Raw genomic sequence first — 21,414 nt, forward strand, 5'->3', positions numbered from 1 at the left:
GAGGGGGTCGGGGACGCGTCCGGCCGGACCGGGCGGGGGAGCGCCCGGGCCGGCCGTGTCCTGACGTGCGGTCACTTCAGTCCGGCGACCGCGCGGTTGAGCAGCAGCACGTTGACGCCCGGCTGTCCGAGGAAGCCCAGCGAGCGGCCGTCGGTGTACTTCTCGACCAGCCGGTCGAGCTGCTCGGCGGGCACGCCGCGGGCCTTGGCGACCCGCTGCACCTGCTGCTTCGCGTAGGCGACGGAGATCTGCGGGTCGAGCCCGGAGCCGGAGGCGGTCAGCGCGTCCGGCGGGACGCTCGCCGGGTCGACGCCGTCGAAGGCGGCGACGGCGGCGCGGCGCTCCTCGACGGCCTTCAGCAGCTCCTCGCTGTTCGGGCCGAGGTTGGAGGCGCCGGAGGACTTCGGGTCGTGGCCGCCGGCGGACGGGCGCGGCTGGAACCACTTCGGGTCGGGCTGCGCCTGCTCGTCGGGGTCGTCGGGGTTCTGCTTGGGCAGGTCGAAGCCCTGGGCGAGCAGGCCGGAGCCGATCTCCTTGCCGTCGGCCTTCACGATCGAGCCGTCGGCCCGGTCGGGGAAGGCGAGTTGGCTGATGCCGGTGACCAGCAGCGGGTAGGCGATGCCGAGGATCACGGTCATCACCAGCAGCATCCGCAGCGCGGTGAGGTGGGTGCGCAGGAAGGTGGGCATGTCTCGTTCTCCTCTCGTGTCAGCTCAGGCCGGGGACGAACTGGACGACCAGGTCGATCAGTTTGATGCCGAGGAACGGCACCACCAGACCGCCCAGGCCGTACACCCCGATGTTCCGGGAGAGCAGCGAACCGGCGTCGGACGGGCGGTACTTGACGCCACGCAGGGCCAGCGGGATGAGGCCGACGATGACCAGGGCGTTGAAGACGATGGCCGAGGTGATCGCGGAGGTCGGGCTGTGCAGGCCCATGATGTTGAGGTGGCTCAGGCCGGGGTACACGCCGGCGAACATCGCGGGGATGATCGCGAAGTACTTGGCCACGTCGTTGGCGATCGAGAAGGTCGTCAACGCGCCTCGGGTGATGAGCAGTTGCTTGCCGATCTCGACGATCTCGATCAGCTTGGTCGGGTTGGAGTCCAGGTCCACCATGTTGCCGGCCTCCTTGGCCGCCATGGTGCCGGTGTTCATCGCCACGCCGACGTCGGCCTGGGCGAGCGCGGGGGCGTCGTTGGTGCCGTCGCCGGTCATCGCGACCAGCTTGCCGCCCTCCTGCTCCTTCTTGATCAGGGCCATCTTGTCCTCGGGCGTGGCCTCCGCGAGGAAGTCGTCGACGCCCGCCTCCTCGGCGATCGCCCGGGCGGTCAGCGGGTTGTCACCGGTGATCATCACGGTCTTGATGCCCATCCGGCGGAGCTCCGCGAACCGCTCCCGCATGCCCTCCTTCACCACGTCCTTGAGGTGGATGACGCCGAGCACCCGGGGCGGGCGCTCCCCCTCGCGGTCGGCGACCACCAGCGGGGTGCCGCCGGCGGCGGAGATCCCGTCGACCAGCTGCGCCACCTCCGGGCCGACCGAACCGCCGTGCCCGGTCACCCAGTTGGCGACCGAGGCGGCCGCGCCCTTGCGGACCTGCCGGCCGTCGCCCTCCGGCAGGTCCACGCCGGACATCCGGGTCTGCGCCGTGAACGGCACCCACTCGGCGTGCGCCAACTCGCCCTGGGCGCGGGCCCGCAGGCCGTACCCGGTCTTGGCGAGCACCACGATGGAGCGGCCCTCCGGGGTCTCGTCGGCCAGCGAGGACAGCTGCGCGGCGTCCGCCAGCTCCTCGACGGTGACGCCCCCGGCGGGCCGGAACTCGGCGGCCTGCCGGTTGCCGAGCGTGATGGTGCCGGTCTTGTCGAGCAGCAGGGTGTTGACGTCGCCGGCGGCCTCCACGGCCCGGCCCGACATCGCCAGCACGTTGCGCTGCACCAGCCGGTCCATGCCGGCGATGCCGATCGCCGACAGCAGCGCGCCGATGGTGGTCGGGATCAGCGCGACGATCAGCGCCACCAGCACCACGGTGGGCTGCGGGGCGCCCGCGTAGGTCGCCATCGGCTGCAGGGTGACCACGGCGATCAGGAACACGATGGTCAGCGAGGCCAGCAGGATGTTCAGCGCGATCTCGTTCGGCGTCTTCTGCCGGGCCGCGCCCTCGACCAGGGCGATCATCCGGTCGATGAAGGTCTTGCCCGGCTCCGAGCCGATCCTGACCACGATCCGGTCGGACAGCACCTTGGTGCCGCCGGTCACCGCGGACCGGTCGCCGCCGGACTCGCGGATCACCGGCGCGGACTCGCCGGTGATCGCCGACTCGTCGACGCTGGCGATGCCCTCGACCACGTCGCCGTCGCCGGGGATCACCTGCCCGGCCTCGACCACCACGTGGTCGCCCAGCCGCAGCGCGGTGCCCGCGACCTCCTCCTCGGCGGACGAGGCCGGCCAGTCGACCAGCCGCCGGGCCGTCGCGTCGGACTTGGTGCGGCGCAGCGTGTCGGCCTGCGCCTTGCCGCGGCCCTCGGCGACCGCCTCCGCCAGGTTGGCGAACACCGTGGTCAGCCAGAGCCAGGCGGTGATCGCCCAGGCGAACACCGACGGGTCGGCGATCGCGGCGACGGTGGTGACCACCGAGCCGACCTCGACCACGAACATCACCGGGTTCTTCACCATCACCCGGGGGTCGAGCTTCTTCACCGCGTCGGGCAGCGAGGTGAGCAGCAGCTTCGGGTCGAGCAGGCCTGCCGCCGCCCGGTGCGGTACGGGTTCAAGGGTGGTGGACATCAGTGGAGACCTTCTGCGATCGGCCCGAGGGCCAGGGCCGGGAAGTAGGTGAGGCCGACGACGATCAGCACCACGCCGGAGAGCAGGCCGACGAACAGCGGCCGGTGGGTGGGCAGGGTGCCGGCGCTCGCCGGGACGGGCTGCTGCCGGGCCAGCGAACCGGCCAGCGCCAGCACGAACACCATCGGCAGGAACCGGCCGAACACCATCGCCAGGCCGAGCGCCGTGTCGTACCAGGCGGTGTTGACGGTGATGCCGGCGAACGCCGATCCGTTGTTGTTCGCGGCCGAGGTGAACGCGTACAGCACCTCGGAGAAGCCGTGCGGCCCGGAGTTGAGCATCCCGGCGCGCTCGCCGGGCAGGGCGATCGCGGTGCCGGCGCCGATCAGCACGAGGGCCGGCGTGGTGAGGATGTACAGCGAGGCGAACTTCATCTCCCGGCCGCCGAGCTTCTTGCCCAGGTACTCGGGGGTCCGGCCGACCATCAGGCCGGCCACGAACACCGCGACGACCGCCAGGATCAGCATGCCGTACAGGCCCGAGCCGGTACCGCCGGGAGCGATCTCGCCGAGCATCATGTTGAAGATCGTCAGCCCGCCGCCGAACGGCGAGTACGAGTCGTGGAAGGAGTTCACCGCGCCGGTCGAGGTGAGCGTGGTGGAGGCCGCGAACAGGCTGGACCCGGCGATGCCGAACCGCTGCTCCTTGCCTTCCATCGCCGCACCGGCCGCCTGCAGGGCGGTGCCGCCGTGCTGGTGCTCGAAGAAGGTGATCAGCGCCGCCGAGGCCACCCAGAACAGGCCCATCACCGCGACGATCGCGTAGCCCTGCCGGTGGTCGCCGACCATCCGGCCGAAGGTGCGCGGCAGCGAGAACGCGATCACCAGCAGCAGGAACACCTCCACCAGGTTGGTGAAGCCGGTCGGGTTCTCGAACGGGTGCGCCGAGTTGGCGTTGTAGAAGCCGCCGCCGTTGGTGCCGAGCAGCTTGATGACCTCCTGCGAAGCCACCGGGCCGCCGGGGACGGCCTGCTGACCGCCCGTCAACGTGGTCACCTCGTGGAAGCCGTGGAAGTTCTGCACCACGCCGTTCGCGGCCAGCACCAGCGCGAACACGATCGCGATCGGCAGCAGCAGGCGCAGCGAGATCCGGGTCAGGTCCACCCAGAAGTTGCCGACCCGGTCGGTGCGGTTGCGGGTGAACCCGCGGATCAGCGCCGCCACCACGGCGATGCCGACGGCCGCGGAGACGAAGTTCTGCACCGCCAGGCCCGCCATCTGCACCAGGTGGCCCATCGCGGACTCGCCGCTGTACGACTGCCAGTTGGTGTTGGTGGTGAACGAGATCGCGGTGTTCCAGGCCTGGTGCGCCTCCATCTCGGGCACCCCCAGGCTCAGCAGCAGGTGCGTCTGCAGCCGGATCAGCCCGTACAGGAACAGCACCGACAGCGCGGAGAACGCCAGCACCGACCGCAGGTACACCGGCCAGCGCTGGTCGGCGTCGCCGTCGACGCCGACCACCCGGTACAGGGCCCTCTCGGCTCTCAGGTGCTTCGAGGTGGTGAGCAGCCGCGCGATGTAGTCGCCGAGCGGCCGGTAGCAGAGGGCCAGCGCGCCGACCAGGGCTATCGCCTGGAGCCAGCCGGCAAGGGTGTCGCCCATGTCAGAACTTCTCCGGGTGGATCAGTGCGAGAACGAGGTAGCCGACCAGCGCGGCGGCGACGATGAGACCGACGAGGTTCTCCGCGGTCACAGCTTCTCCACCCCCCGCGCGATCAGGGCGATGACGGCGAACACGGCAACCGTGATGCCGACATGGATCAGATCCGACATGGCTCCACCAAGGTGGCTCGGGACAACGGCCTGCGTATCTCGCCGGCACAGTGAGCCAAGCAGCGCCGTCGCCCTCATCGACGCTTCCTGACGCCCCCCATACGGGTGGTCCCGCCCCCTTGACGCCTCCTTGACGCGCGCCCGGGGCGCGGGGGCTACGCGGCGAGCAGGTCGGCCAGGGCGGTGAGGGTCTCGCCGAGGGGCCGGTCGAGGCGGGTGGTGGCGAGGTCGTCGCCGCGGGTGGTGCCGCGGGTGATGATGGCGACCGGCTTGCCGGTCTTCGCGGCGTGGCGGACGAAACGCAGGCCGGACATGACGGCCAGTGAGGAGCCGAGGACGAGCAGGGCCTCGGCCTCGTCGACCAGGCGGTAGCAGTGGTCGACGCGGTCCCTGGGGACGCTCTCGCCGAAGAACACCACGTCGGGCTTGAGGACGCCGCCGCAGCGGGCGCAGTCGGCGACGGCGAAGGACTCCACCAGGTCGTCGGGGACTTCGACGTCGCCGTCCGGGTTGATGCGCGAACCGGCGTCGCGGAAGGCCGGGTTGAGCGCGGCGAGGCGCTCGTCCAGTTCGGTGCGGGGGCTGACGGCGGCGCAGCCGAGGCAGATCACCCGGTCGAGGCCGCCGTGCAGTTCGACGGCGTCGGCGGTGCCGGCGGCGCGGTGCAGGCCGTCCACGTTCTGGGTGATCACGGCGGAGATCCGGCCGCTGTCGCGCAGGCGGGCCACCGCGTAGTGGCCGGCGTTCGGGCGGGCGCCGGCGATCACGGCGCGGCCGGCGTGGCTGCGGGCCCAGTAGCGCCGGCGGGCCGGCTCCCCCGCCAGGAACTCCTGGTACGTCATCGGCGCCCGGTGCCGGCGGATCCCGTCCGGTCCGCGGTAGTCCGGGATGCCGGACTCGGTGGACAGCCCGGCCCCGCTCAGCACCGCCACGCCGCCCCCGCCCAGCAGGCGGGCCACGGCGGCCAGGCCGTCCTCGTGCGCAGTCATACCGTCCATTGTGGCCGCCCGGGCCGGCTCCGGGAGGAACGGGCATACGGCCCGGGCAGCGCCCCCACGCACCACCCGGACCGTTCCCGTGTGCGGCCGCCCCGGCCCCCACAGCCCGGACTGCCGCCGTCTTCAGTTGTACGTCGCCCTCACGGCCGGCGGGACAGCCGGGCCGTCAGTGCGGCGAGCAGGGCCGTGCCCGCGAACACCGCGAACTGCCGGGTCTCGAAGCCCCATCCCTGCCAACGCAGTTCGGCGTAGCGGTGTTCCGCGAAGCCGTTGTGGAACAGCCACGCCGCCAGGCCGATGACGGGTGCGGCCGGCAGCCGGGAGCGGGAGCCGAGCGCCCAGCACCCGGCCGCGAAGGCCGCCGTGCCGAACCAGCCGCCGCGCAGCTCCCCCACCAGGCCGAGCGCCGCGGTCAGCCCGGCCGCGCCGAGCAGCGCCGGCACGATGGACAGCCCGGCCGACGGGGCGGTCACTCCCGGCCGGTCCGCCGGCCGGCGTCGACCAGGTCGCGCAGCTCGCTGTCGAGGGCCCGGGCGGCGAACAGGTGGCCACTCAACTCATCGAGGGTGACGGCGAGTTCGGAGCGCGGCACGACCAGCACGGGCAGGCCGCCCGGCGCAGGCAGTACGCGGGGACGGACCCGCGCAGGCCGCGGTGCAGCCAGGAGCCGGACGGGCCGAGCACCAGCAGGTCGCCGGGCCGGTCGGCGGCGGCGAGCAGGCTCGGGGCGGTCCGGCCCCGGACGGTGCGGGCGGTGAGCGGAACGCCCGGGTCGGCGCCGCCGAACGCCTCCGCCATCGCCTCGGCGAGCGTCGTCGCGGCGGCCTCGCGGACCGCGGTCAGCAGCGGCGGGCACGGCGAGCGGCGGTGGCCGAACTCGCCGCTCGGCGGCTCCCACGCGTGCAGGGCCAGCACCTCGCCGCCCAGCCGCCGGGCCTCGGCCACCGCGCGGTGCACGGCCGCCAGGCTGCCGAGCGATCCGCTGACCCCGACCACGATCCGCGGCCGCTGCTCCATGACACGTCCTCCGTCCAGGTACTCGCGGGCTCCGGCCTTCCGGTCGCCGGGGCCCGCGCCACCCAGCAGACCGCACCCCGGCCCGCCCCCGGCCGTCCTTGACGCCCTCCTGACGCCGGGGCCCGGTTTCCGAACGCCGCCCTGACGCCCGCCCGCGCCGCCCGGGCGTTGACTGGAGGAGGACGAGGAGGTGGGTCATGGACCGCACTGCGGAGTCCCGGGTGGTGGTCGGCGTCGACGGTTCGGCGGCGAGCCTGGCGGCGCTGCGCCGGGCCGCCGTGGAGGCGGCGGCGCGCGGGGCCGTGCTGGTCCCGCTGTTCGCCGGGCGGACGCCGGACCGCACCGCCCGCCGGCTGCTGGACGGCGCGCTGCGCTCCGCATTCGGCGGCTGGCCGGGCGGGCTGGTGGTCCGCCCGACGGTGGCCGCCGGCCCGCCGGGACCGGCCCTGGTCGCCGCCGTCGCCGGGCCGGGCGACCTGCTGGTCCTCGGCGCCGCCGCCCGTCGGCACTGGCACCCGCACGGCGACCGCGCGGTGCGCCACTGCCGCGGCCACTGCCCCTGCCCGGTGCTCACCGTCACCGGCCGCGCGGGCACACCGAACCGTCAACTTGCCAATGATTAAAGCGAGTTGACTGCACGCTGCGGCACCGGTCAGCTTGGTTCCGGAAAGGCCCTCAGCACCTCCCCGGGAGCGACACGATGCACGCGACACTCTTCCGCCAGGTCCGCCCGTTCGGCGGTCCGGTCACCGATCTGGCCGCCGTGGACGGCGTCCTGGTGGCCGAGCTGCCGGAGGGCAGCAGTCCGGTGGTGGTGGAGGGCGGCGGCAGGATCGCGCTGCCGACACTGGTGGACGCGCACATCCACCCGGACAAGACGAGTTGGGGCGAGCCCTGGTACAGCCGCCGTCCGGCCGGCAGCCTGCCGGAGTACGTGGCGGGCGACGTCGAGCTGTACCACCACCTACGCAGCCCGATCGGCGAGCGCGCCCACCGCCTGCTGGCCCACGCGGTGACCCGCGGCACCCGCGCCGTCCGCGCGCACGTGGACGTCGCGCCCGCGTACGGCCTGGCCGGGGTGACGGGCCTGCGGGAGGCCGCCGAGCGGCTCGCCGGGAAGCTCGACGTGCAGTCGGTGGCGTTCCCGCAGCACGGGGTGCTGCGCACGCCGGGCGCGGCCGAGCTGCTCACCGAGGCGGCCCGCGAGCACTTGGTGGACGCGGTCGGCGGCATCGACCCGGCCGGCTTCGACGGCGGCAGCGCGGACGGCAGGGAGCAGCTGGACCTGCTGTTCGGGCTGGCCGAGCGGCACGGGGTACTGCTGGACGTCCACCTGCACGACCGGGGCGCGGCCGGCCTCGGCCCGCTGCGCGAGATCGCCGCGCGGACGGTCGCGGCGGGCCTGCAGGGCCGGGTGACGGTCAGCCACGTGTTCTGCCTGCCCGGGCTGACCGGCAGTGAACTCACCGCAGCGGCGAACCTGTTGGCGGCGGCGGGGATCGCGCTGACCACCGTCGCGCCGTCCGCGCACCAGGTGCTGCCGTTCCGTGCGCTGCAGGCCCGCGGCCTGCGGGTGGGCCTCGGCTCGGACGGGGTGCGGGATTCGTGGAGCCCGTTCGGCAACGCGGACATGCTGCACCGGGCGCACCTGCTGGGCTGGACCACCGACGCCCGCACCGACCGGGAGCTGACCGACTGCCTGGAGCTGGCCGCGCACGGCGGCGCCGACCTGCTCGGCCTGCCGAGGGCCGACCTGACGCCGGGCTCGCCCGCCGACTTCCTGCTGGTGGACGGCGAGTGCCCGCCCCAGGTGGTGGTCGACCTGCCGGAGCGCGAGCTGGTGGTGAAGGCTGGCCGGGTGGTCGCCGAACACGGAAAGCTGCTGGACTGACGCACGCCGAACCGGCGGTGACGGGCCGTCGGGGCCCGCCGCCGCCGGTCGGCGGGGCGCTCAGTCGCGTTCGACATCGACCTCGGTGAGCCGGGCGAACCGCTCCGGGTCGGTGCGCCGGATCCGCCGGGCGACCAGCCAGCCGGCCGCGCCGACCAGCGGCACCGGGACCAGCAGCAGCCAGTTCACCAGGCCCGAACGGCCGCTCAGCAGATCGAAGTTGAAGACCGCGAGCACGGTGAGCACGGCCAGTCCGGCGGCTGCCAGCAGCGGCGCCCAGACCACCCGGAACGCGGACAGCCCGCGCCGGTCCCTGCGGAAGAACGCGAACACCGCGACCGCCGCCAGGCCCTGCATCGCCATGATGCCGAGCACCCCGACGCTGTTCGACCAGAGCAGCACCACCAGGTACGGGTCGACGGCGAGCACCGCGCCCAGGCCCACCACCAGCGCGTTGAACGCGGACTGCACGAGCACTGCCTGCCCCGGCGAGCCGGTGCGCGGCGACACCCGGCCCAGGCCGCGCGGCAGCAGACCCTCCCGGCCCAGCGCGTACAGGTAGCGGGCGGCCGCGTTGTGGAAGGCCAGCGCGGAGGCGAACGCCGAGACGATGATCAGCACGTGCATGGTGTCGGACAGCCACAGGCCGACGAACCGCTCGGCGGCCCGGAAGGTCAGGTCCGGTCCGCCGTCCGCGCGGGCCTGCGCCACGGCCAGGTCGGTGCCGTACGCGCCCATCACGATCCAGGTGCCGAGCGCGTAGAAGACGGCCAGGAAGCCGATCGCGACGAAGGTCGCCCGGGGCACGGTGCGGGCCGGGTCGCGGGCCTCCTCGGCGTAGATCGCGGTCGCCTCGAAGCCGGTGAACGCGCCTATCACCAGCACGAACATGCCGGCCACCCCGGCCTGGGTGAGCAGCGACGGGTCGAAGGACACCGGGTCGAGCGCGGCCGTCCCCCGGTCGGCCAGCACCCCGCCCTCCATCACCAGCAGCGACAGCACCTCCAGCACCAGCGCCACGCCGAGCACCTTCGCGGACAGCGTGACCTTCAGCCAGCCGAGCACGCCGACCACCGCCACGCACGCCCCGGAGAGCAGCCACCACGGCACGTGCGCGCCGGTCCGCTGCTCGATGTGCCCGGCCGCGAAGTACCCGAACGCGGCGGCCACGCCCGGGGTGATCAGGTTGTAACTGACCACTGCCACATAGGCGGTGACCACGCCGAGGGTCCGCCCCAGCCCGCGCGCCACGTACGCGTAGAACGCGCCCGCGTTGCGCACGTACCGGCTCATCGCGGTGAACCCGGCGGCGAACAGCACCAGCAGCGCGCCGGAGATCAGGTACGCGGCCGGCGCGGACGCCCCGCCGACGCCGATCGCGAACGGCGCGATGCCGGCCAGCACGGTCAGCGGCGCGGCCGCGGCGACCACGAAGAACACCAGGTCGGTGGTGCCGATCAGGCCCTTGGCCAGCTGCCCGGGCGGCTCGGCGGCCGGTGCGGGCGGACTGTCGGTGGGGGTGGAGACGGTGGTCATGGTGGGGGTCCTTCCGAACACGGGGCGGTACGGGGGGAGTTCGGGTGTGTCAGCGGGCGAGCCGGTCGAGCACCGGGCGGCCGCGGTGCAGCACCAGCAGCCGTTCGGGGTGAGCCGCGACCGCCTCCGGCACGGAGTGGGCGGCCACCGCGACCAGGTCCGCGCGTCCCCCGACGGCGATCCCGTAGTCGGCCAGCCCGAGCGCCCGGGCGGCGTGCGCGGTGGCCAGGTCGGCGGCCAGCCGCAGGTCCTGATCGGTCATCAGGTCGCCCTGCAGCCCGATGATCGTGGCCCGCTCCAGCATGTCGCCGGTGCCGTACGGCCACCACGCGTCGCGGATGTTGTCCGAGCCGGCGAAGACCAGCACCCCCAGCTCGTGCAGGCGCTTGACCGGCGGCATCGACCGGGCCGGGCCGTTGGTCATCACGGCCACTCCGGCGTCCGCCAACGCCGCTGCGGTGGCTTCGAGTTCGCGGTCGTCGAGCTGCCCGAGGCAGTACGCGTGGCTGACCGCGACCCGGCCGGCCAGGCCCAGTGCGGCGGTCCGGCCGGCGATCGCCCGCAGCTGCGCCGCGCCGGGAGCGCCGCCGTCGTGCAGGTGGATGTCGATGCCCGCGCCGTGCCGCTCGGCGAGGCCGAAGACCACGTCGAGCTGGCCGTCCACGTCGCAGTCGAAGCCGAACGGGTCGAGTCCGCCGATCAGTTCGGCGCCCTCCCGGAGCGCGGCGTCCAGCAGCCCGGCCACGGCGGGCTCGGCGACCACGCCGCTCTGCGGGAAGGCGACCAGCTGGACGTCGATCAGCTCGCGGACCCGTTCGCGGGCCTCCAGCACGGCGTGCAGGTGGTCGAGGCCGGTGTCCGGGTCGACGTCCACGTGCGAGCGGACGTGGCCGGTGCCGAGCGCGGCCATCCGGCGGGCCAGCGCCTCCGCGCGGTCCACCACCGGGAGCAGCTCGGCGACCTCGCGGCGCAGCCGCCGCTCGGAGGCGATCTGGGCGCGCAGGTCGGCGGTCTCGCGGTGCGGCTGCCAGGGGGCGCCGAGGAAGGTCTTGTCGAGGTGCGCGTGACCGTCGACCAGGGCGGGCAGCAGCAGCGCGCCGTCCAGGTTGCGCCCGTCCGGGCCGGCGGGCGTGCGTTCGCGGCCGGGCGGGACGGGCGTGATCGCCGCGATCCGGTCCCCGTCGATCCGCAGGTCCGCGCGGGTGCCGTCGGCCAGGGCGGCGTCCAGCAGCAGCTGCGGGGCGGGGGTCGGAGGGGTCGTCACGGGGGCCTCCTCGGCTCGGCGAAGGGGATGCGGGCGGGGCGGCCGGGCACCGGTCGGGGCCGCTGGGCGGCCAAGCTATCCGGTATACCGAATACCGGACAAGGGGGTGGCCGGGAACGATCTGGAATGATCTGATCCTCAGACCGCTCGGCCCGCCCGCTTCCGCCTGGAGCCCCCGATGCCCGACACCCTCGGCGACACCCACCAGTCGCTGGCGGACCTCGTCTACCTCCGGTTGCGCGAGCGGATCATCGAGGGCGAGTACCCCGCCGGACAGCGCCTGGTGGAGCGCGAGCTCGCCGAGGGCCTGGGCGTCTCCCGGATCCCGCTGCGGGAGGCCATGCAGCGCCTGGAACGCGAGGGCTTCCTCACCGCCCAGGCCCGCCGCGGCGCGGTGGTCGCCGACTTCGGACCCGAGGAGGCCGAGCACTTCTTCGCCGTCCGCGAGTCGCTGGAGGCGCTCGCCGCCAGCCTCGCCGCCCAGCACGCCACCGCCGCCGGCGTCCGCGGCCTGGAACGCCTGCTCGCCCGCACCCGCAAGGCCGCCGAGGCCGGCCGGCTGCGCGAGACCGTCAGCCTGAACGCCGACTTCCACCGCGAGATCGTCGAGCTCTCCGGCAACCCGCTGCTGCGCGACATGATGGCCCCGCTCGACGGCCGCCTGCGCCGCCTGTTCCGCCTCACCTCGGACGCCGAGACCAGCCTCCCGATGTGCACCGAGCACCAGCAGCTGCTCGACGCCATCAAGGCCCGCGATCCGGAGACCGCCGCCGCACTCGCCCGCCACCACGTCGCCGGCACCCGGGCGTTCGCCCTCCAGGCCCTCGGTCGCTGACCCTCCGACAGGCCCGGTCGCTGACCCTCCGACAGGCCGGGGCGGCGACACGCCGTCGGACCGGCGCGGTCGCCCCGGTCACCCGAAGTGCGCGAATGGCCGCGTAGGCGGCACCCCAGCACACCCCCTCCTCATATGATCGGAGCGACATGCGTCATCCTTGGTGGTGAGTAGCACTGCCCATGACACCAGCAGGAGGAAGCTCGTGGACGACGTTCTGCGGCGCGCCGCGCTGTTCGCGGCACTCGACGACGACCAGGCTGCCGAGCTCCGCGCTTCCATGACCGAGGTGACGCTCGCCCGCGGCGAGTCGCTGTTCCACGAGGGCGACCCGGGCGACCGGCTGTACGTCGTGGTCGAGGGCAAGGTCAAGCTGCACCGCGCCTCGCCGGACGGCCGCGAGAACATGCTCGCCGTGCTCGGCCCCTCCGAGATGATCGGCGAGCTCTCGCTGTTCGACCCGGGCCCGCGCACCGCCACCGCCACCGCCCTCACCGAGGTCAAGCTCCTCGGCCTCGGCCACGGCGACCTGCTCCCGCTGCTGCACGCCCGCCCCGAGGTCTCCATCGCGCTGCTCCGGGCGATCGCCCGCCGCCTGCGCCGCACCAACGACGTGATGTCCGACCTGGTCTTCTCCGACGTGCCCGGCCGCGTCGCCAAGGCCCTGCTCGACCTCTCCCGTCGCTTCGGCGTGCAGTCCGACGAGGGCATCCACGTCGCGCACGACCTCACCCAGGAGGAGCTGGCCCAGCTGGTCGGTGCCTCCCGCGAGACGGTCAACAAGGCGCTCGCCGACTTCGCCGGCCGCGGCTGGCTGAAGCTGGAGGCCCGCGCCGTGGTGCTGCTGGACGTCGAGCGGCTGTCGCGTCGCTCCCGCTGAGCCGGCTTCCGAGGTCGCGCCCACGTGCACACCGGTGCACGGGGCGCGATCTCCGTTTTCCGGCCCGGTTCCGTTTCGCGGGCCGGCTCAGATCAGGCCGTGCTCTTCCAGGTACGTGAGCTGGGCCCGCACCGACAGCTCGGCGGCCGGCCAGAGCGCGCGGTCCACGTCGGCGTAGACCCGGGCGACCACCTCGGGGGCGGTGCGGCAGCCGGCCTCGACGGCGGTCTCGACCTGGGCGAGGCGGCCGGCCCGGTGGGCGAGGTAGTAGTCGACGGCGCCGAGGGCGTCCGCGAGGACCGGGCCGTGGCCCGGCAGGACGGTGCGGACGCCGTGCTCCGCGGCCATCGCGTGCAGGCGGCGCAGCGAGGCCAGGTAGTCGCCGAGGCGGCCGTCGGGGTGGGCGACCATGGTGGTGCCGCGGCCGAGGACGGTGTCGCCGGTGAGGATCGCGCCGTCGGCGGGCAGGTGGAAGGTCAGCGAGTCGGAGGTGTGCCCGGGGGTGGCGACCACCCGCAGGTCGAGGCCGCCGATCTCCAGCCACTGGCCGCCGTGCAGCCCCTCGTCGCCGAGTCGCAGCGCCGGGTCGAGGGCGCGGACGGCGGTGCCGGTGAGCTCGGCGAAGCGGACGGCGCCCTCGGCGTGGTCGGCGTGGCCGTGGGTGAGCAGGGTGAGGGCGATCCGCTTGCCCTGCTGTTCGGCGATGCTGACGACCCGTCGCAGGTGGGTCTCGTCGAGCGGGCCGGGGTCGACGACCACGGCCAGGTCGGAGCCGGGCTCGGACAGCAGCCAGGTGTTGGTGCCGTCCAGCGTCATCGGGGACGGGTTGGGGGCGAGCACGCACTGGGCGCGCGGGGTGGCGGCCCCGCCGACGGCGTCGGCGGGGTCGCCCGGAAGCAGACCGCTCACGCGGCGTCCGCCTCGGCCCGACTGAGTCGTCGCAGCGGGAGCGGCCGCACCAGCGCCCGGCCGGGCAGCTCACGGACCAGCAGGCGGGCGCCGGCCGCGGGCAGGGGTGCGGCGTCGCAGGCGGCGGCGCGGGGGGTGACGGTGCGGGCGGGCATGGCCGAGGTCCGGCGAGCCACGTCGTTGTGGGTCATCGGAGGTCTCCTTCCGGGGTGTTCTCAGTCGGTGCTGTCGCAGGGCAAAGCCACTGGTCGGCGCGGCGGTCGCCGTGCTTCCCGGGGGAAGGTTCTCACGCCGGGAACACGCCGTCGACAGTCAGTTCGTCATACCCGGGCCAGCGGACCGTCATGCGGTCGCCGAGGACCTCGGCCCGGCCCAGCACCGGGGTGACCTTGCGGTCCGCGGCGGCGGCCAGCGCGTCGGAGGCGGCCCGGACCTGAGACAGTTCGCGCAGCACCGTGACGGTCGGCGGCATCATGCCGAGCCGGCCCTCGTGGAAGCCGGCCACCGCGTCGGCGGGCGTCATCCAGGCGACCCGGTCGGCCTCGCCGACGGTGTCCGCGGCGGCCTGGCCGGCGGGCAGCGCGGCGACGAAGAACCAGGTGTCGAAGCGGCGTTCCTCGAACTCCGGGGTGACCCAGCGCGCCCAGGCGGCCAGCAGGTCGCTGCGCAGCACCAACCGGTGGCGCGTCAGGAACTCGGCCAGGGACAGTTCGTGGGACTCCAGCGCGTCCCGCTCGGCCGCCCAGTCGCCGGGTTCGACCAGCGTGCGGTCGTCGGGGCCGGCCAGCAGCACGCCGGCCTCTTCGAAGGTCTCCCGGACGGCGGCGCAGACCACGGCGCAGGCGGTCGGCTCGTCCACGCCCAGCCGCTCCGCCCACTCCTCGGTGGTCGGGCCGGCCCACGGCGGGCGCACCTCGCGGTCGCGGGGGTCGACGCCGCCGCCGGGGTAGGCGTACATGCCGCCGGCGAAGGCCATCGTGGTGCGCCGGCGCAGCAGGTACGCCTCGGGGCCGGCGGCGCCGTCGCGCAGCAGCACGACGGTGGCGGCGGGCCGGGGCGCGGCGGGGGTGAGCTCCCCGGTGGCCAGGGCGCGGATTCGGGCGGGCCAGGACGGCGGCATCTCGGGCATGTTCACGGATGTTAACCGCCGTTGCGCTGCACCGGAACCACCTCCCGGACAGCACGAAGGGCCCGCCGCCGCGGTCGCGGCGACGGGCCCGGAGTCGTCGCGTCAGTCGCGGACGCGGACCATCATCTCGACCTCGACCGGCGCGTCCAGCGGCAGCACCGCGACGCCGACGGCGCTGCGGGCGTGCACGCCCTTGTCGCCGAAGACCTCGCCCAGCAGTTCGCTGGTGCCGTTGACGACGCCGGGCTGGCCGGTGAAGTCGGGGGCGGAGGCGACGAAGCCGACCACCTTGACGACCTGCTCGACCTTGTCCAGGTCGCCGACCACGGACTTGATCGCGGCCAGCGCGTTCAGCGCGCAGATCCGGGCGAGGTCCTTGGCCTCCTCGGCGGTGACCTCGGCGCCGACCTTGCCGGTCAGCTGGAGCTTCCCGCCGACCATCGGCAGCTGCCCGGAGGTCATCACATAGTGACCGGTGCGCAGCGCGGGGACGTACGCGGCGACCGGGGCCGCCACCTCGGGCAGGGTCAGCCCGAGCTCGGCGAGCTTCTGCTCGACCTGGCCCATGACTACTCCTTCTCCCGCTTCAGGTACGCGACCAGCTGCTCCGGGTTCGGCCCGGGGACGACCTGGACGAGCTCCCAGCCGTCCTGGCCCCAGGTGTCGAGGATCTGCTTGGTGGCGTGCACGAGAAGCGGCACGGTGACGTATTCCCACTTGGTCATGGGGTGACTCTAGCCGCCCCGGCCGGTGTGAGGTGGGACACAAAGGGGGCATCATTCGCCGGGGCGACCGGGATGCTCCCGTCATCCGGAGCGCTCGCTCGTTACCCTCGCGGTGAGGGATGCCCGCGGGGATCCCGGCAGGAGGAGTGCCCCGGCAGTGCTCCTGCAGGCAGCAGCAGGCGGCGACGGACGGAGAGCGGGCGTGGCGGGCAGCAGCGGTACGGCGGGGCCGACCGGGCAGGCGTCGCCGCGGGAGCCGGACTGGGAGGGCGTCAGGCTGCACGTGGTCAGCGGCAAGGGCGGCACCGGCAAGACCACCCTGGCCGCGGCCCTCGCGCTGGCGCTGGCCGCCGACGGCAGGCGCACCCTGCTGATCGAGGTGGAGGGCCGGCAGGGCATCGCCGAGCTGTTCCAGATCGCGGCGCTGCCGTACGAGGAGCGCCGGGTGGCGACCGTGACGCCCGCTCAGCTGGGGCTGCCGGGCAGCGGGCACGGCGAGGTGCACGCGCTGGCGATCGACACCGAGCAGGCGCTGCTGGAGTACCTGGAGATGTTCTACAAGCTGGGCCGGGCCGGGAAGGCCCTGCAGAAGGTCGGCTTCGTGGACTTCGCCACCACCGTCGCCCCGGGCGTGCGTGACGTGCTGCTCACCGGCAAGGCCTGCGAGGCGTCCCGCCGCAAGGGCCCGGACGGCCGGCTGCGCTACGACGCGGTGGTGATGGACGCCCCGCCGACCGGTCGGCTCACCCGCTTCCTGAACGTCAACTCCGAGGTGGCGGGCCTGGCCAGGTTCGGCCCGATCCACTCCCAGGCGCAGGCCGTGATGCGGGTGCTGCGCTCGCCGGAGACGGCGGTGCACTTCACGACGCTGCTGGAGGAGATGCCGGTGCAGGAGACGGTGGACGGGATCGCCGACCTGCGCGAGGCCGGGCTGCCGGTCGGCGGCGTCCTGGTGAACATGGTGCGCCCGCCGATACTGGACGCGGCGGCGGTGGCGGCCGCCGACGGCGACCACCGGGAGGACGTGGCGCTGGCGCTCGGCGAGGCCGGCCTCGGCGGCCGCTCGCGCAAGCCGGAGACCGTCCGGGCCGCCGTGGAACCGCTCCTCGACCCGCTGCTGGAGCAGGCCAGGGAGCACGCCGAACGGGTCGAGCTGGAACGCACCCAGCGCATCGACCTCCAGCAACTGCGGCTTCCCACCTACGAGTTGCCACTACTGGGCGAGGGCGTGGACCTGGCCGGCCTGTACCGGCTGGCAGGCGAACTGAAGCGGCAGGGGGCGGCATGACCGGGCTGGACATCGACACCCTGATCGACGACCCGGCGACCCGGATCCTGGTCTGCTGCGGCTCCGGCGGCGTCGGCAAGACCACCACCGCCGCGGCGATCGGCCTGCGGGCCGCCGAACGCGGCCGCCGCGTCGTGGTGCTGACCATCGACCCGGCCCGCCGGCTCGCCCAGTCGATGGGCCTGACCGAGCTCGACAACACCCCGCGCGTGGTCAAGGGCACCCGCGGGGAGGGCGAACTCCAGGCAATGATGCTGGACATGAAGCGGACCTTCGACGAGGTCGTGCTCGCCCACGCCGAACCCGAGCGGGCCAAGGCGATCATGGAGAACCCGTTCTACCAGTCGCTGTCGGCCGGCTTCGCGGGAACCCAGGAGTACATGGCGATGGAGAAGCTGGGCCAGCTCCGCGCCGAGGACCGCTGGGACCTGATCGTGGTCGACACCCCGCCGTCCCGCTCCGCGCTGGACTTCCTGGACGCGCCGAGCCGCCTCGGGTCCTTCCTGGACGGCAAGGTGATCCGGCTGCTCACGGCCCCCGCCAAGGTCGGCGGCCGGTCCGCGATGAAGTTCCTGAACGTCGGCATGGGGCTGATCACCGGCACCCTCGGCAAGATCTTCGGCGCCCAACTCCTCACCGACGTGCAGACGTTCGTCTCCGCGATGGACTCGATGTTCGGCGGCTTCCGGGAACGCGCCGACCGCACCTACCAGTTGCTCAAGGCCGAGGGCACCGCGTTCCTGGTGGTCGCCGCGCCCGAACGGGACGCGCTGCGCGAGGCCGCGTACTTCGTCGACCGGCTCGCCGCCGACGCCATGCCGCTGGCCGGCCTGGTGCTCAACCGGGTGCACGCCTCCGGCGCCCCGCAGCTCACCGCCGAACGCGCACTGGCCGCCGCCGAGGCCCTGGAGGAGAACGGCACCGCCACCGCCACCGTCGAGGCCGAGACCCTGGCGGCCGGACTGCTGCGGCTGCACGCCGAACGCATGCAGGTCATGGCGAGGGAGCGCCGCACCCGCGACCGCTTCGCCTCGGTCTACCCGGACGTGCCGATCGTCGAAGTGGCGGCCCTGCCCGGAGACGTCCACGACCTGGACGGACTGCGGGCCATTGGCGAACGCCTCGGCTCCCCCGCCGAGTGAGCCGACAGCCCACCGCACCAACCCGCCTGACGGACCGTCACTCCGCCTGACGGGCCGTCAACCCGTCCGGCGGCAGCCGCCGCGCCCGCGGAACACCGGCCGGCCGGGCGCCCGAGCGCCCGGCCCGGTCAGCCCGCCTGCGCGTAGTCCCGGAGGACCACTCCGGTGGCCAGCGACTCCTCGTACTCGGTGCGTGCGGTCTCCAGCAGCCTGCGCCAGGACCCCACGGTCGGTCGCCGCCGCAGCAGCGCCCGACGCTCGCGTTCCGTCATTCCGCCCCAGACGCCGAACTCGACACGGTTGTCGAGTGCGTCCGCGAGGCACTCGGTGCGCACGGGACACCCGCTGCACACCGCCTTGGCGCGGTTCTGCGCCGCCCCCTGCACGAACAGTTCATCCGGATCGCTCGTGCGGCACGCGGCCTGCGCGCTCCAGTCGTCCACCCAGCCCATTCCGGCGCCGTCCTCTCCCGATTCGGGGCTCCCCCACGGCGGCAACGGCATATTCACCGTTGCCAGTTGAGGACGTTACGGAAGAACGACACAACGCAACAGCCCCTGTCGGCCCAATCTCGAATGACCCGATCGGACTATGGGTGTCCGACAGCTCACTCGTTGGAGTGACTGCAGGTCGCAGGGCTTGCGGGGGTCGATTGGTGCGTTTTCGTCACGGTGCGCGACAGCCGCCCGCCGCGCGGCTCTCCGAAATCGGTGCACAATGCCCCGAATCGGACAAAGCTCATCACTCACAAGAGTGATGATGATGAACGGAGCGAAGCTGTCGCAGTTCTGTGACAAGCGTAGGCGAACACCTGCCCCCCTGTACGGGATTCCGCAACGTAGGGTTCTCCCCATGGCACCTACGCGATCCACGGGCTCCGCACTGGACAAGGCAGGGCTCGGCGTCAAGTTCCTGGGCAGCGCCGTGCTCGCCGGCATTCTGGTCGCCGGAATGGCCCTGCCGGCCGTCGGCGCGTTCGGTCTGACCGCCAAGGACACCGCCGAGTCGTTCGACAACATCCCGGACGACTTCAAGACGCCGACCCTCTCCCAGGCGTCGATGATCTACGACGCCAAGGGCGGCCTGATCGCCAAGGTGTACGACCGCGACCGCACCATCCTCACCGCCGACCAGATGGCCCCGGTGATGCGCCACGCCCAGGTCGACATCGAGGACGCCCGCTTCTACGAGCACGGCGCCGTCGACCTCAAGGGCGTGCTGCGCGCGGCCACCAAGAACGCCGAGTCCGGCACCACCGCCCAGGGCGCGTCGACGCTCACCCAGCAGTACGTGAAGAACGTCTTCGTCGAGCAGGCCGGCGACGACCAGCAGGCCTTCCTCGAAGCCACCAAGAAGAGCATGGGTCGCAAGATCCAGGAGCTCAAGTACGCCATCAAGCTGGAGGAGGACCTGAGCAAGGATCAGATCCTCACCAACTACCTGAACATCACGTTCTACGGCCACCAGGCGTACGGCATCGAGGCCGCCTCCAACCGCTACTTCAGCAAGAGCGCCAAGGACCTCACCATCCCGGAGGCCGCGATGCTGGCCGGCCTGGTGCAGAACCCCTCGGCGTACGACCCGGTCACCCACCCGCAGGCGGCGCAGACCCGCCGCAACACGGTGATCAACAAGCTGCTGGAGTTCAAGCACATCTCGCCGGACGAGGCGAAGGCCGCGCTCGCCGCCCCGCTCGGCATCAAGTACTCCGAGCCGCAGAACGGCTGCATCACCGCGCAGAACGGCATGGGCTTCTTCTGCGACTACGTGCGCCACGTGATCAAGCAGGACCCGGTGTTCGGCAAGACCGCCGCCGAACGGCAGAAGGTCTGGTCGCAGGGTGGTCTGAAGATCAACACCACCATCGACCCGGACAAGCAGAAGGACATGTACAACGCGGTGACCAAGAAGGTCAACGTGAACGACAAGGTCTCCGCCGCCGGCACCATGGTCAAGCCCGGCACCGGCGAGATCCTGGCGATGGCCCAGACCCGCCCGTACGGCCTGGACGAGTCCAAGAAGCAGACCGTCCTCAACCTGAACGTCGGCGCGGCGATGGGCGGCGGCAACGGCTTCTCCCCCGGCTCGACCTTCAAGCCGATCCTGGCCGCGGCCGCGCTGGAGAACGGGGTGCCGATCACCCAGGAACTCCCCTCGCCGTTCAAGATGGAGTACCCCAAGGTCTCCACCTGCCAGGGCATGTGGAACGACACCAGCAAGCCCACCGTGCAGAACGAGGCGGAGAAGGAGTACGGCCCCTACAGCATGCAGATCGCCATGCAGAAGTCGGTCAACACCTACTTCGTGCAGCTGGAGCAGCAGACCGGCCTCTGCCCGATGAAGCAGATGGCCGACAAGCTCGGCGTCGGCACGCTGGCCAACGGCAAGGCGCTGCAGGAGGTCCCCTCCATGGTGCTCGGCACCCAGGAGGTCAGCCCGCTGCAGATGGCCTCGGTCTACGCCTCCTTCGCCGCCCGCGGCGTGTACTGCTCCCCGGTGGCGCTGACCTCCGTGATCGGCACCGACGGCAAGAAGCTCGACGTGCCGAAGGCCAACTGCAACCAGGCGATGTCCCAGTCCACCGCGGACGGCGTCAACACCCTGCTGCTCGGCGTGACCGAGAAGGGCACCGGCTCCTCCCTCGGCCTCGACGACGGCCGCCCGATCGCCGGCAAGACCGGCACCACCGACGAGCGGTACGCGGCCTGGTTCACCGGCTACACCCCCGAGCTCTCCACCTCGGTCTGGCTCGGCGGCGTCGGCGGCAACGTCTCGATGAAGAACATCACCATCGGCGGCAAGTACTTCTCCTCCGTCTTCGGCGCCGACGGCCCCGGCCCGATCTGGCAGATGGCCATGAACGACGCCCTGGACGGCACCCCGGTGACCCGCTTCCAGACCGTCGACATCCCGGTCCCGCAGCAGCCCACCCCGCCGCCCACCGACCCGGGCCCCCCGTCCGGCGACAACGCCCAGGGCGGCAACGGCTGGCCCGCCGGCGGCCTCACCACCGGCGGCATCTCCTGGCCGCCCAACCCCGGCGGCGGCAACTCCGGCAAGCCCGGCCACCGCTAGGCCCTCCCGGCAGCAACGACGGAGCCGCCCTCCCGGAGATCATCTCCGGGAGGGCGGCTCCTTCAGTTCCCCGGCCGCTGCCGCGGCCCTTCCGTACGCCTGA

Annotated in this window: 24 protein-coding genes; 7 read left to right on the forward strand and 17 right to left on the reverse strand. The window is 73.1% G+C overall.

The genetic code is table 11. The features are described from left to right. Positions 1-71: 71 nt before the first annotated feature. From kdpC to KCH_RS17215, 9 genes are all read right to left on the reverse strand, one after another. On the reverse strand, positions 72-689 hold the full coding sequence (gene kdpC, locus KCH_RS17185) for a K(+)-transporting ATPase subunit C (protein WP_035864013.1): 618 nt from the start codon (positions 687-689) through the stop codon (positions 72-74). 19 nt (positions 690-708) lie between these two features. Beyond that, positions 709-2,790, reverse strand: a complete 2,082-nt coding sequence (gene kdpB, locus KCH_RS17190) for a potassium-transporting ATPase subunit KdpB (RefSeq protein ID WP_035864015.1) — start codon at positions 2,788-2,790, stop codon at positions 709-711. Then, positions 2,790-4,451, reverse strand: coding sequence for a potassium-transporting ATPase subunit KdpA (gene kdpA, locus KCH_RS17195; protein WP_035864017.1), 1,662 nt, complete (start codon positions 4,449-4,451; stop codon positions 2,790-2,792). Before kdpA ends, kdpB begins: the two co-directional genes overlap by 1 nt. 1 nt (position 4,452) lies before the next feature. Next, on the reverse strand, positions 4,453-4,542 hold the full coding sequence (gene kdpF, locus KCH_RS42565) for a K(+)-transporting ATPase subunit F (RefSeq protein ID WP_035864019.1): 90 nt from the start codon (positions 4,540-4,542) through the stop codon (positions 4,453-4,455). Continuing rightward, complete coding sequence (locus KCH_RS42570; protein ID WP_167574072.1) at positions 4,539-4,700, reverse strand: hypothetical protein; 162 nt, start codon at positions 4,698-4,700, stop codon at positions 4,539-4,541. The genes kdpF and KCH_RS42570 overlap by 4 nt, the downstream gene beginning before the upstream one ends. A gap of 77 nt (positions 4,701-4,777) precedes the next feature. Next, positions 4,778-5,620 carry an NAD-dependent protein deacetylase gene (locus KCH_RS17205; RefSeq protein WP_035864022.1) on the reverse strand — a complete coding sequence of 281 codons (843 nt, stop codon included), beginning with the start codon at positions 5,618-5,620 and terminating at the stop codon, positions 4,778-4,780. A 140-nt stretch (positions 5,621-5,760) separates the two neighbouring features. After that, the gene (locus KCH_RS17210) at positions 5,761-6,093 is read right to left on the reverse strand and encodes a hypothetical protein (protein WP_035864024.1); all 333 of its coding nucleotides are present in this window, start codon (positions 6,091-6,093) and stop codon (positions 5,761-5,763) included. Beyond that, the gene (locus KCH_RS46075) at positions 6,090-6,212 is read right to left on the reverse strand and encodes a hypothetical protein (RefSeq protein WP_279635877.1); all 123 of its coding nucleotides are present in this window, start codon (positions 6,210-6,212) and stop codon (positions 6,090-6,092) included. Before KCH_RS46075 ends, KCH_RS17210 begins: the two co-directional genes overlap by 4 nt. Then, entirely contained in the window at positions 6,173-6,637 is a 465-nt protein-coding gene (locus KCH_RS17215; protein WP_051653156.1) for a universal stress protein, read from the reverse strand. The genes KCH_RS46075 and KCH_RS17215 overlap by 40 nt, the downstream gene beginning before the upstream one ends. A gap of 197 nt (positions 6,638-6,834) precedes the next feature. Here KCH_RS17215 and KCH_RS17220 point away from each other — a divergent pair, with 197 nt between their 5' ends. Then, positions 6,835-7,260, forward strand: coding sequence for a universal stress protein (locus KCH_RS17220; RefSeq protein WP_051653157.1), 426 nt, complete (start codon positions 6,835-6,837; stop codon positions 7,258-7,260). Between the two features lie 77 nt (positions 7,261-7,337). Further along, positions 7,338-8,528: an amidohydrolase gene (locus KCH_RS17225; protein ID WP_035864026.1), complete on the forward strand. Its 1,191-nt coding sequence runs from the start codon at positions 7,338-7,340 to the stop codon at positions 8,526-8,528. 60 nt (positions 8,529-8,588) lie between these two features. Here the strand turns inward: KCH_RS17225 and KCH_RS17230 are convergent, their stop codons facing one another. After that, the gene (locus KCH_RS17230; RefSeq protein ID WP_035864029.1) at positions 8,589-10,064 is read right to left on the reverse strand and encodes an APC family permease; all 1,476 of its coding nucleotides are present in this window, start codon (positions 10,062-10,064) and stop codon (positions 8,589-8,591) included. A 49-nt stretch (positions 10,065-10,113) separates the two neighbouring features. Continuing rightward, complete coding sequence (locus KCH_RS17235) at positions 10,114-11,328, reverse strand: amidohydrolase (protein ID WP_035864031.1); 1,215 nt, start codon at positions 11,326-11,328, stop codon at positions 10,114-10,116. A 178-nt stretch (positions 11,329-11,506) separates the two neighbouring features. Here KCH_RS17235 and KCH_RS17240 point away from each other — a divergent pair, with 178 nt between their 5' ends. Both KCH_RS17240 and KCH_RS17245 read left to right on the forward strand, forming a co-directional pair. Then, positions 11,507-12,163, forward strand: a complete 657-nt coding sequence (locus tag KCH_RS17240; protein ID WP_035864033.1) for a GntR family transcriptional regulator — start codon at positions 11,507-11,509, stop codon at positions 12,161-12,163. A 205-nt stretch (positions 12,164-12,368) separates the two neighbouring features. Beyond that, positions 12,369-13,043 carry a Crp/Fnr family transcriptional regulator gene (locus tag KCH_RS17245; RefSeq protein ID WP_014136744.1) on the forward strand — a complete coding sequence of 225 codons (675 nt, stop codon included), beginning with the start codon at positions 12,369-12,371 and terminating at the stop codon, positions 13,041-13,043. 87 nt (positions 13,044-13,130) lie between these two features. On the opposite strand, the gene KCH_RS17250 is transcribed toward KCH_RS17245, so the two are convergent. The 5 genes from KCH_RS17250 to sp36 form a co-directional block, all read right to left on the reverse strand. Beyond that, a complete protein-coding gene (locus KCH_RS17250) occupies positions 13,131-13,952 on the reverse strand; it encodes an MBL fold metallo-hydrolase (RefSeq protein ID WP_035864036.1) in 822 nt (273 codons plus the stop codon). After that, positions 13,949-14,143 carry a hypothetical protein gene (locus KCH_RS17255; RefSeq protein WP_035864038.1) on the reverse strand — a complete coding sequence of 65 codons (195 nt, stop codon included), beginning with the start codon at positions 14,141-14,143 and terminating at the stop codon, positions 13,949-13,951. The genes KCH_RS17250 and KCH_RS17255 overlap by 4 nt, the downstream gene beginning before the upstream one ends. Positions 14,144-14,238: 95 nt before the next feature. Further along, positions 14,239-15,081 carry an NUDIX hydrolase gene (locus KCH_RS17260; RefSeq protein WP_035872424.1) on the reverse strand — a complete coding sequence of 281 codons (843 nt, stop codon included), beginning with the start codon at positions 15,079-15,081 and terminating at the stop codon, positions 14,239-14,241. Between the two features lie 102 nt (positions 15,082-15,183). Continuing rightward, positions 15,184-15,648, reverse strand: coding sequence for a RidA family protein (locus KCH_RS17265; protein WP_035864040.1), 465 nt, complete (start codon positions 15,646-15,648; stop codon positions 15,184-15,186). Between the two features lie 2 nt (positions 15,649-15,650). Then, complete coding sequence (gene sp36, locus KCH_RS42575; RefSeq protein ID WP_014136749.1) at positions 15,651-15,806, reverse strand: Sp36 family protein; 156 nt, start codon at positions 15,804-15,806, stop codon at positions 15,651-15,653. A gap of 277 nt (positions 15,807-16,083) precedes the next feature. On the opposite strand from sp36, the gene bagA reads away from it, so the two are divergent. Together bagA and bagB are read left to right on the forward strand one after the other, a co-directional pair. Further along, positions 16,084-17,094 carry an ATPase BagA gene (bagA, locus tag KCH_RS17270; protein ID WP_035872427.1) on the forward strand — a complete coding sequence of 337 codons (1,011 nt, stop codon included), beginning with the start codon at positions 16,084-16,086 and terminating at the stop codon, positions 17,092-17,094. Beyond that, positions 17,091-18,236 (forward strand): ATPase BagB, encoded by a 1,146-nt coding sequence (gene bagB / locus KCH_RS17275; RefSeq protein ID WP_035864042.1) that lies wholly within the window; start codon positions 17,091-17,093, stop codon positions 18,234-18,236. Before bagA ends, bagB begins: the two co-directional genes overlap by 4 nt. Before the next feature lie 128 nt (positions 18,237-18,364). Here the strand turns inward: bagB and KCH_RS17280 are convergent, their stop codons facing one another. Next, positions 18,365-18,688, reverse strand: coding sequence for a WhiB family transcriptional regulator (locus KCH_RS17280; protein ID WP_035864045.1), 324 nt, complete (start codon positions 18,686-18,688; stop codon positions 18,365-18,367). 400 nt (positions 18,689-19,088) lie between these two features. On the opposite strand from KCH_RS17280, the gene KCH_RS17285 reads away from it, so the two are divergent. After that, positions 19,089-21,311 carry a transglycosylase domain-containing protein gene (locus KCH_RS17285; RefSeq protein ID WP_035864048.1) on the forward strand — a complete coding sequence of 741 codons (2,223 nt, stop codon included), beginning with the start codon at positions 19,089-19,091 and terminating at the stop codon, positions 21,309-21,311. The last annotated feature ends 103 nt before the right edge of the window (positions 21,312-21,414 follow it).

Source organism: Kitasatospora cheerisanensis KCTC 2395, assembly GCF_000696185.1.
GTDB lineage: Bacteria > Actinomycetota > Actinomycetes > Streptomycetales > Streptomycetaceae > Kitasatospora > Kitasatospora cheerisanensis.

Bases quoted from the DNA above. Each gene is read 5' to 3' on its own strand.
- kdpC (WP_035864013.1), bottom strand. From the start codon at position 689: ATGCCCACCTTCCTGCGCACCCACCTCACCGCGCTGCGGATGCTGCTG.
- kdpB (WP_035864015.1), bottom strand. From the start codon at position 2,790: ATGTCCACCACCCTTGAACCCGTACCGCACCGGGCGGCGGCAGGCCTG.
- kdpA (WP_035864017.1), bottom strand. From the start codon at position 4,451: ATGGGCGACACCCTTGCCGGCTGGCTCCAGGCGATAGCCCTGGTCGGC.
- KCH_RS42570 (WP_167574072.1), bottom strand. From the start codon at position 4,700: ATGAGGGCGACGGCGCTGCTTGGCTCACTGTGCCGGCGAGATACGCAG.
- KCH_RS17205 (WP_035864022.1), bottom strand. From the start codon at position 5,620: ATGGACGGTATGACTGCGCACGAGGACGGCCTGGCCGCCGTGGCCCGC.
- KCH_RS17215 (WP_051653156.1), bottom strand. From the start codon at position 6,637: ATGGAGCAGCGGCCGCGGATCGTGGTCGGGGTCAGCGGATCGCTCGGC.
- KCH_RS17220 (WP_051653157.1), top strand. From the start codon at position 6,835: ATGGACCGCACTGCGGAGTCCCGGGTGGTGGTCGGCGTCGACGGTTCG.
- KCH_RS17225 (WP_035864026.1), top strand. From the start codon at position 7,338: ATGCACGCGACACTCTTCCGCCAGGTCCGCCCGTTCGGCGGTCCGGTC.
- KCH_RS17230 (WP_035864029.1), bottom strand. From the start codon at position 10,064: ATGACCACCGTCTCCACCCCCACCGACAGTCCGCCCGCACCGGCCGCC.
- KCH_RS17240 (WP_035864033.1), top strand. From the start codon at position 11,507: ATGCCCGACACCCTCGGCGACACCCACCAGTCGCTGGCGGACCTCGTC.
- KCH_RS17255 (WP_035864038.1), bottom strand. From the start codon at position 14,143: ATGACCCACAACGACGTGGCTCGCCGGACCTCGGCCATGCCCGCCCGC.
- KCH_RS17260 (WP_035872424.1), bottom strand. From the start codon at position 15,081: ATGCCCGAGATGCCGCCGTCCTGGCCCGCCCGAATCCGCGCCCTGGCC.
- KCH_RS17265 (WP_035864040.1), bottom strand. From the start codon at position 15,648: ATGGGCCAGGTCGAGCAGAAGCTCGCCGAGCTCGGGCTGACCCTGCCC.
- sp36 (WP_014136749.1), bottom strand. From the start codon at position 15,806: ATGACCAAGTGGGAATACGTCACCGTGCCGCTTCTCGTGCACGCCACC.
- bagB (WP_035864042.1), top strand. From the start codon at position 17,091: ATGACCGGGCTGGACATCGACACCCTGATCGACGACCCGGCGACCCGG.
- KCH_RS17280 (WP_035864045.1), bottom strand. From the start codon at position 18,688: ATGGGCTGGGTGGACGACTGGAGCGCGCAGGCCGCGTGCCGCACGAGC.
- KCH_RS17285 (WP_035864048.1), top strand. From the start codon at position 19,089: ATGGCACCTACGCGATCCACGGGCTCCGCACTGGACAAGGCAGGGCTC.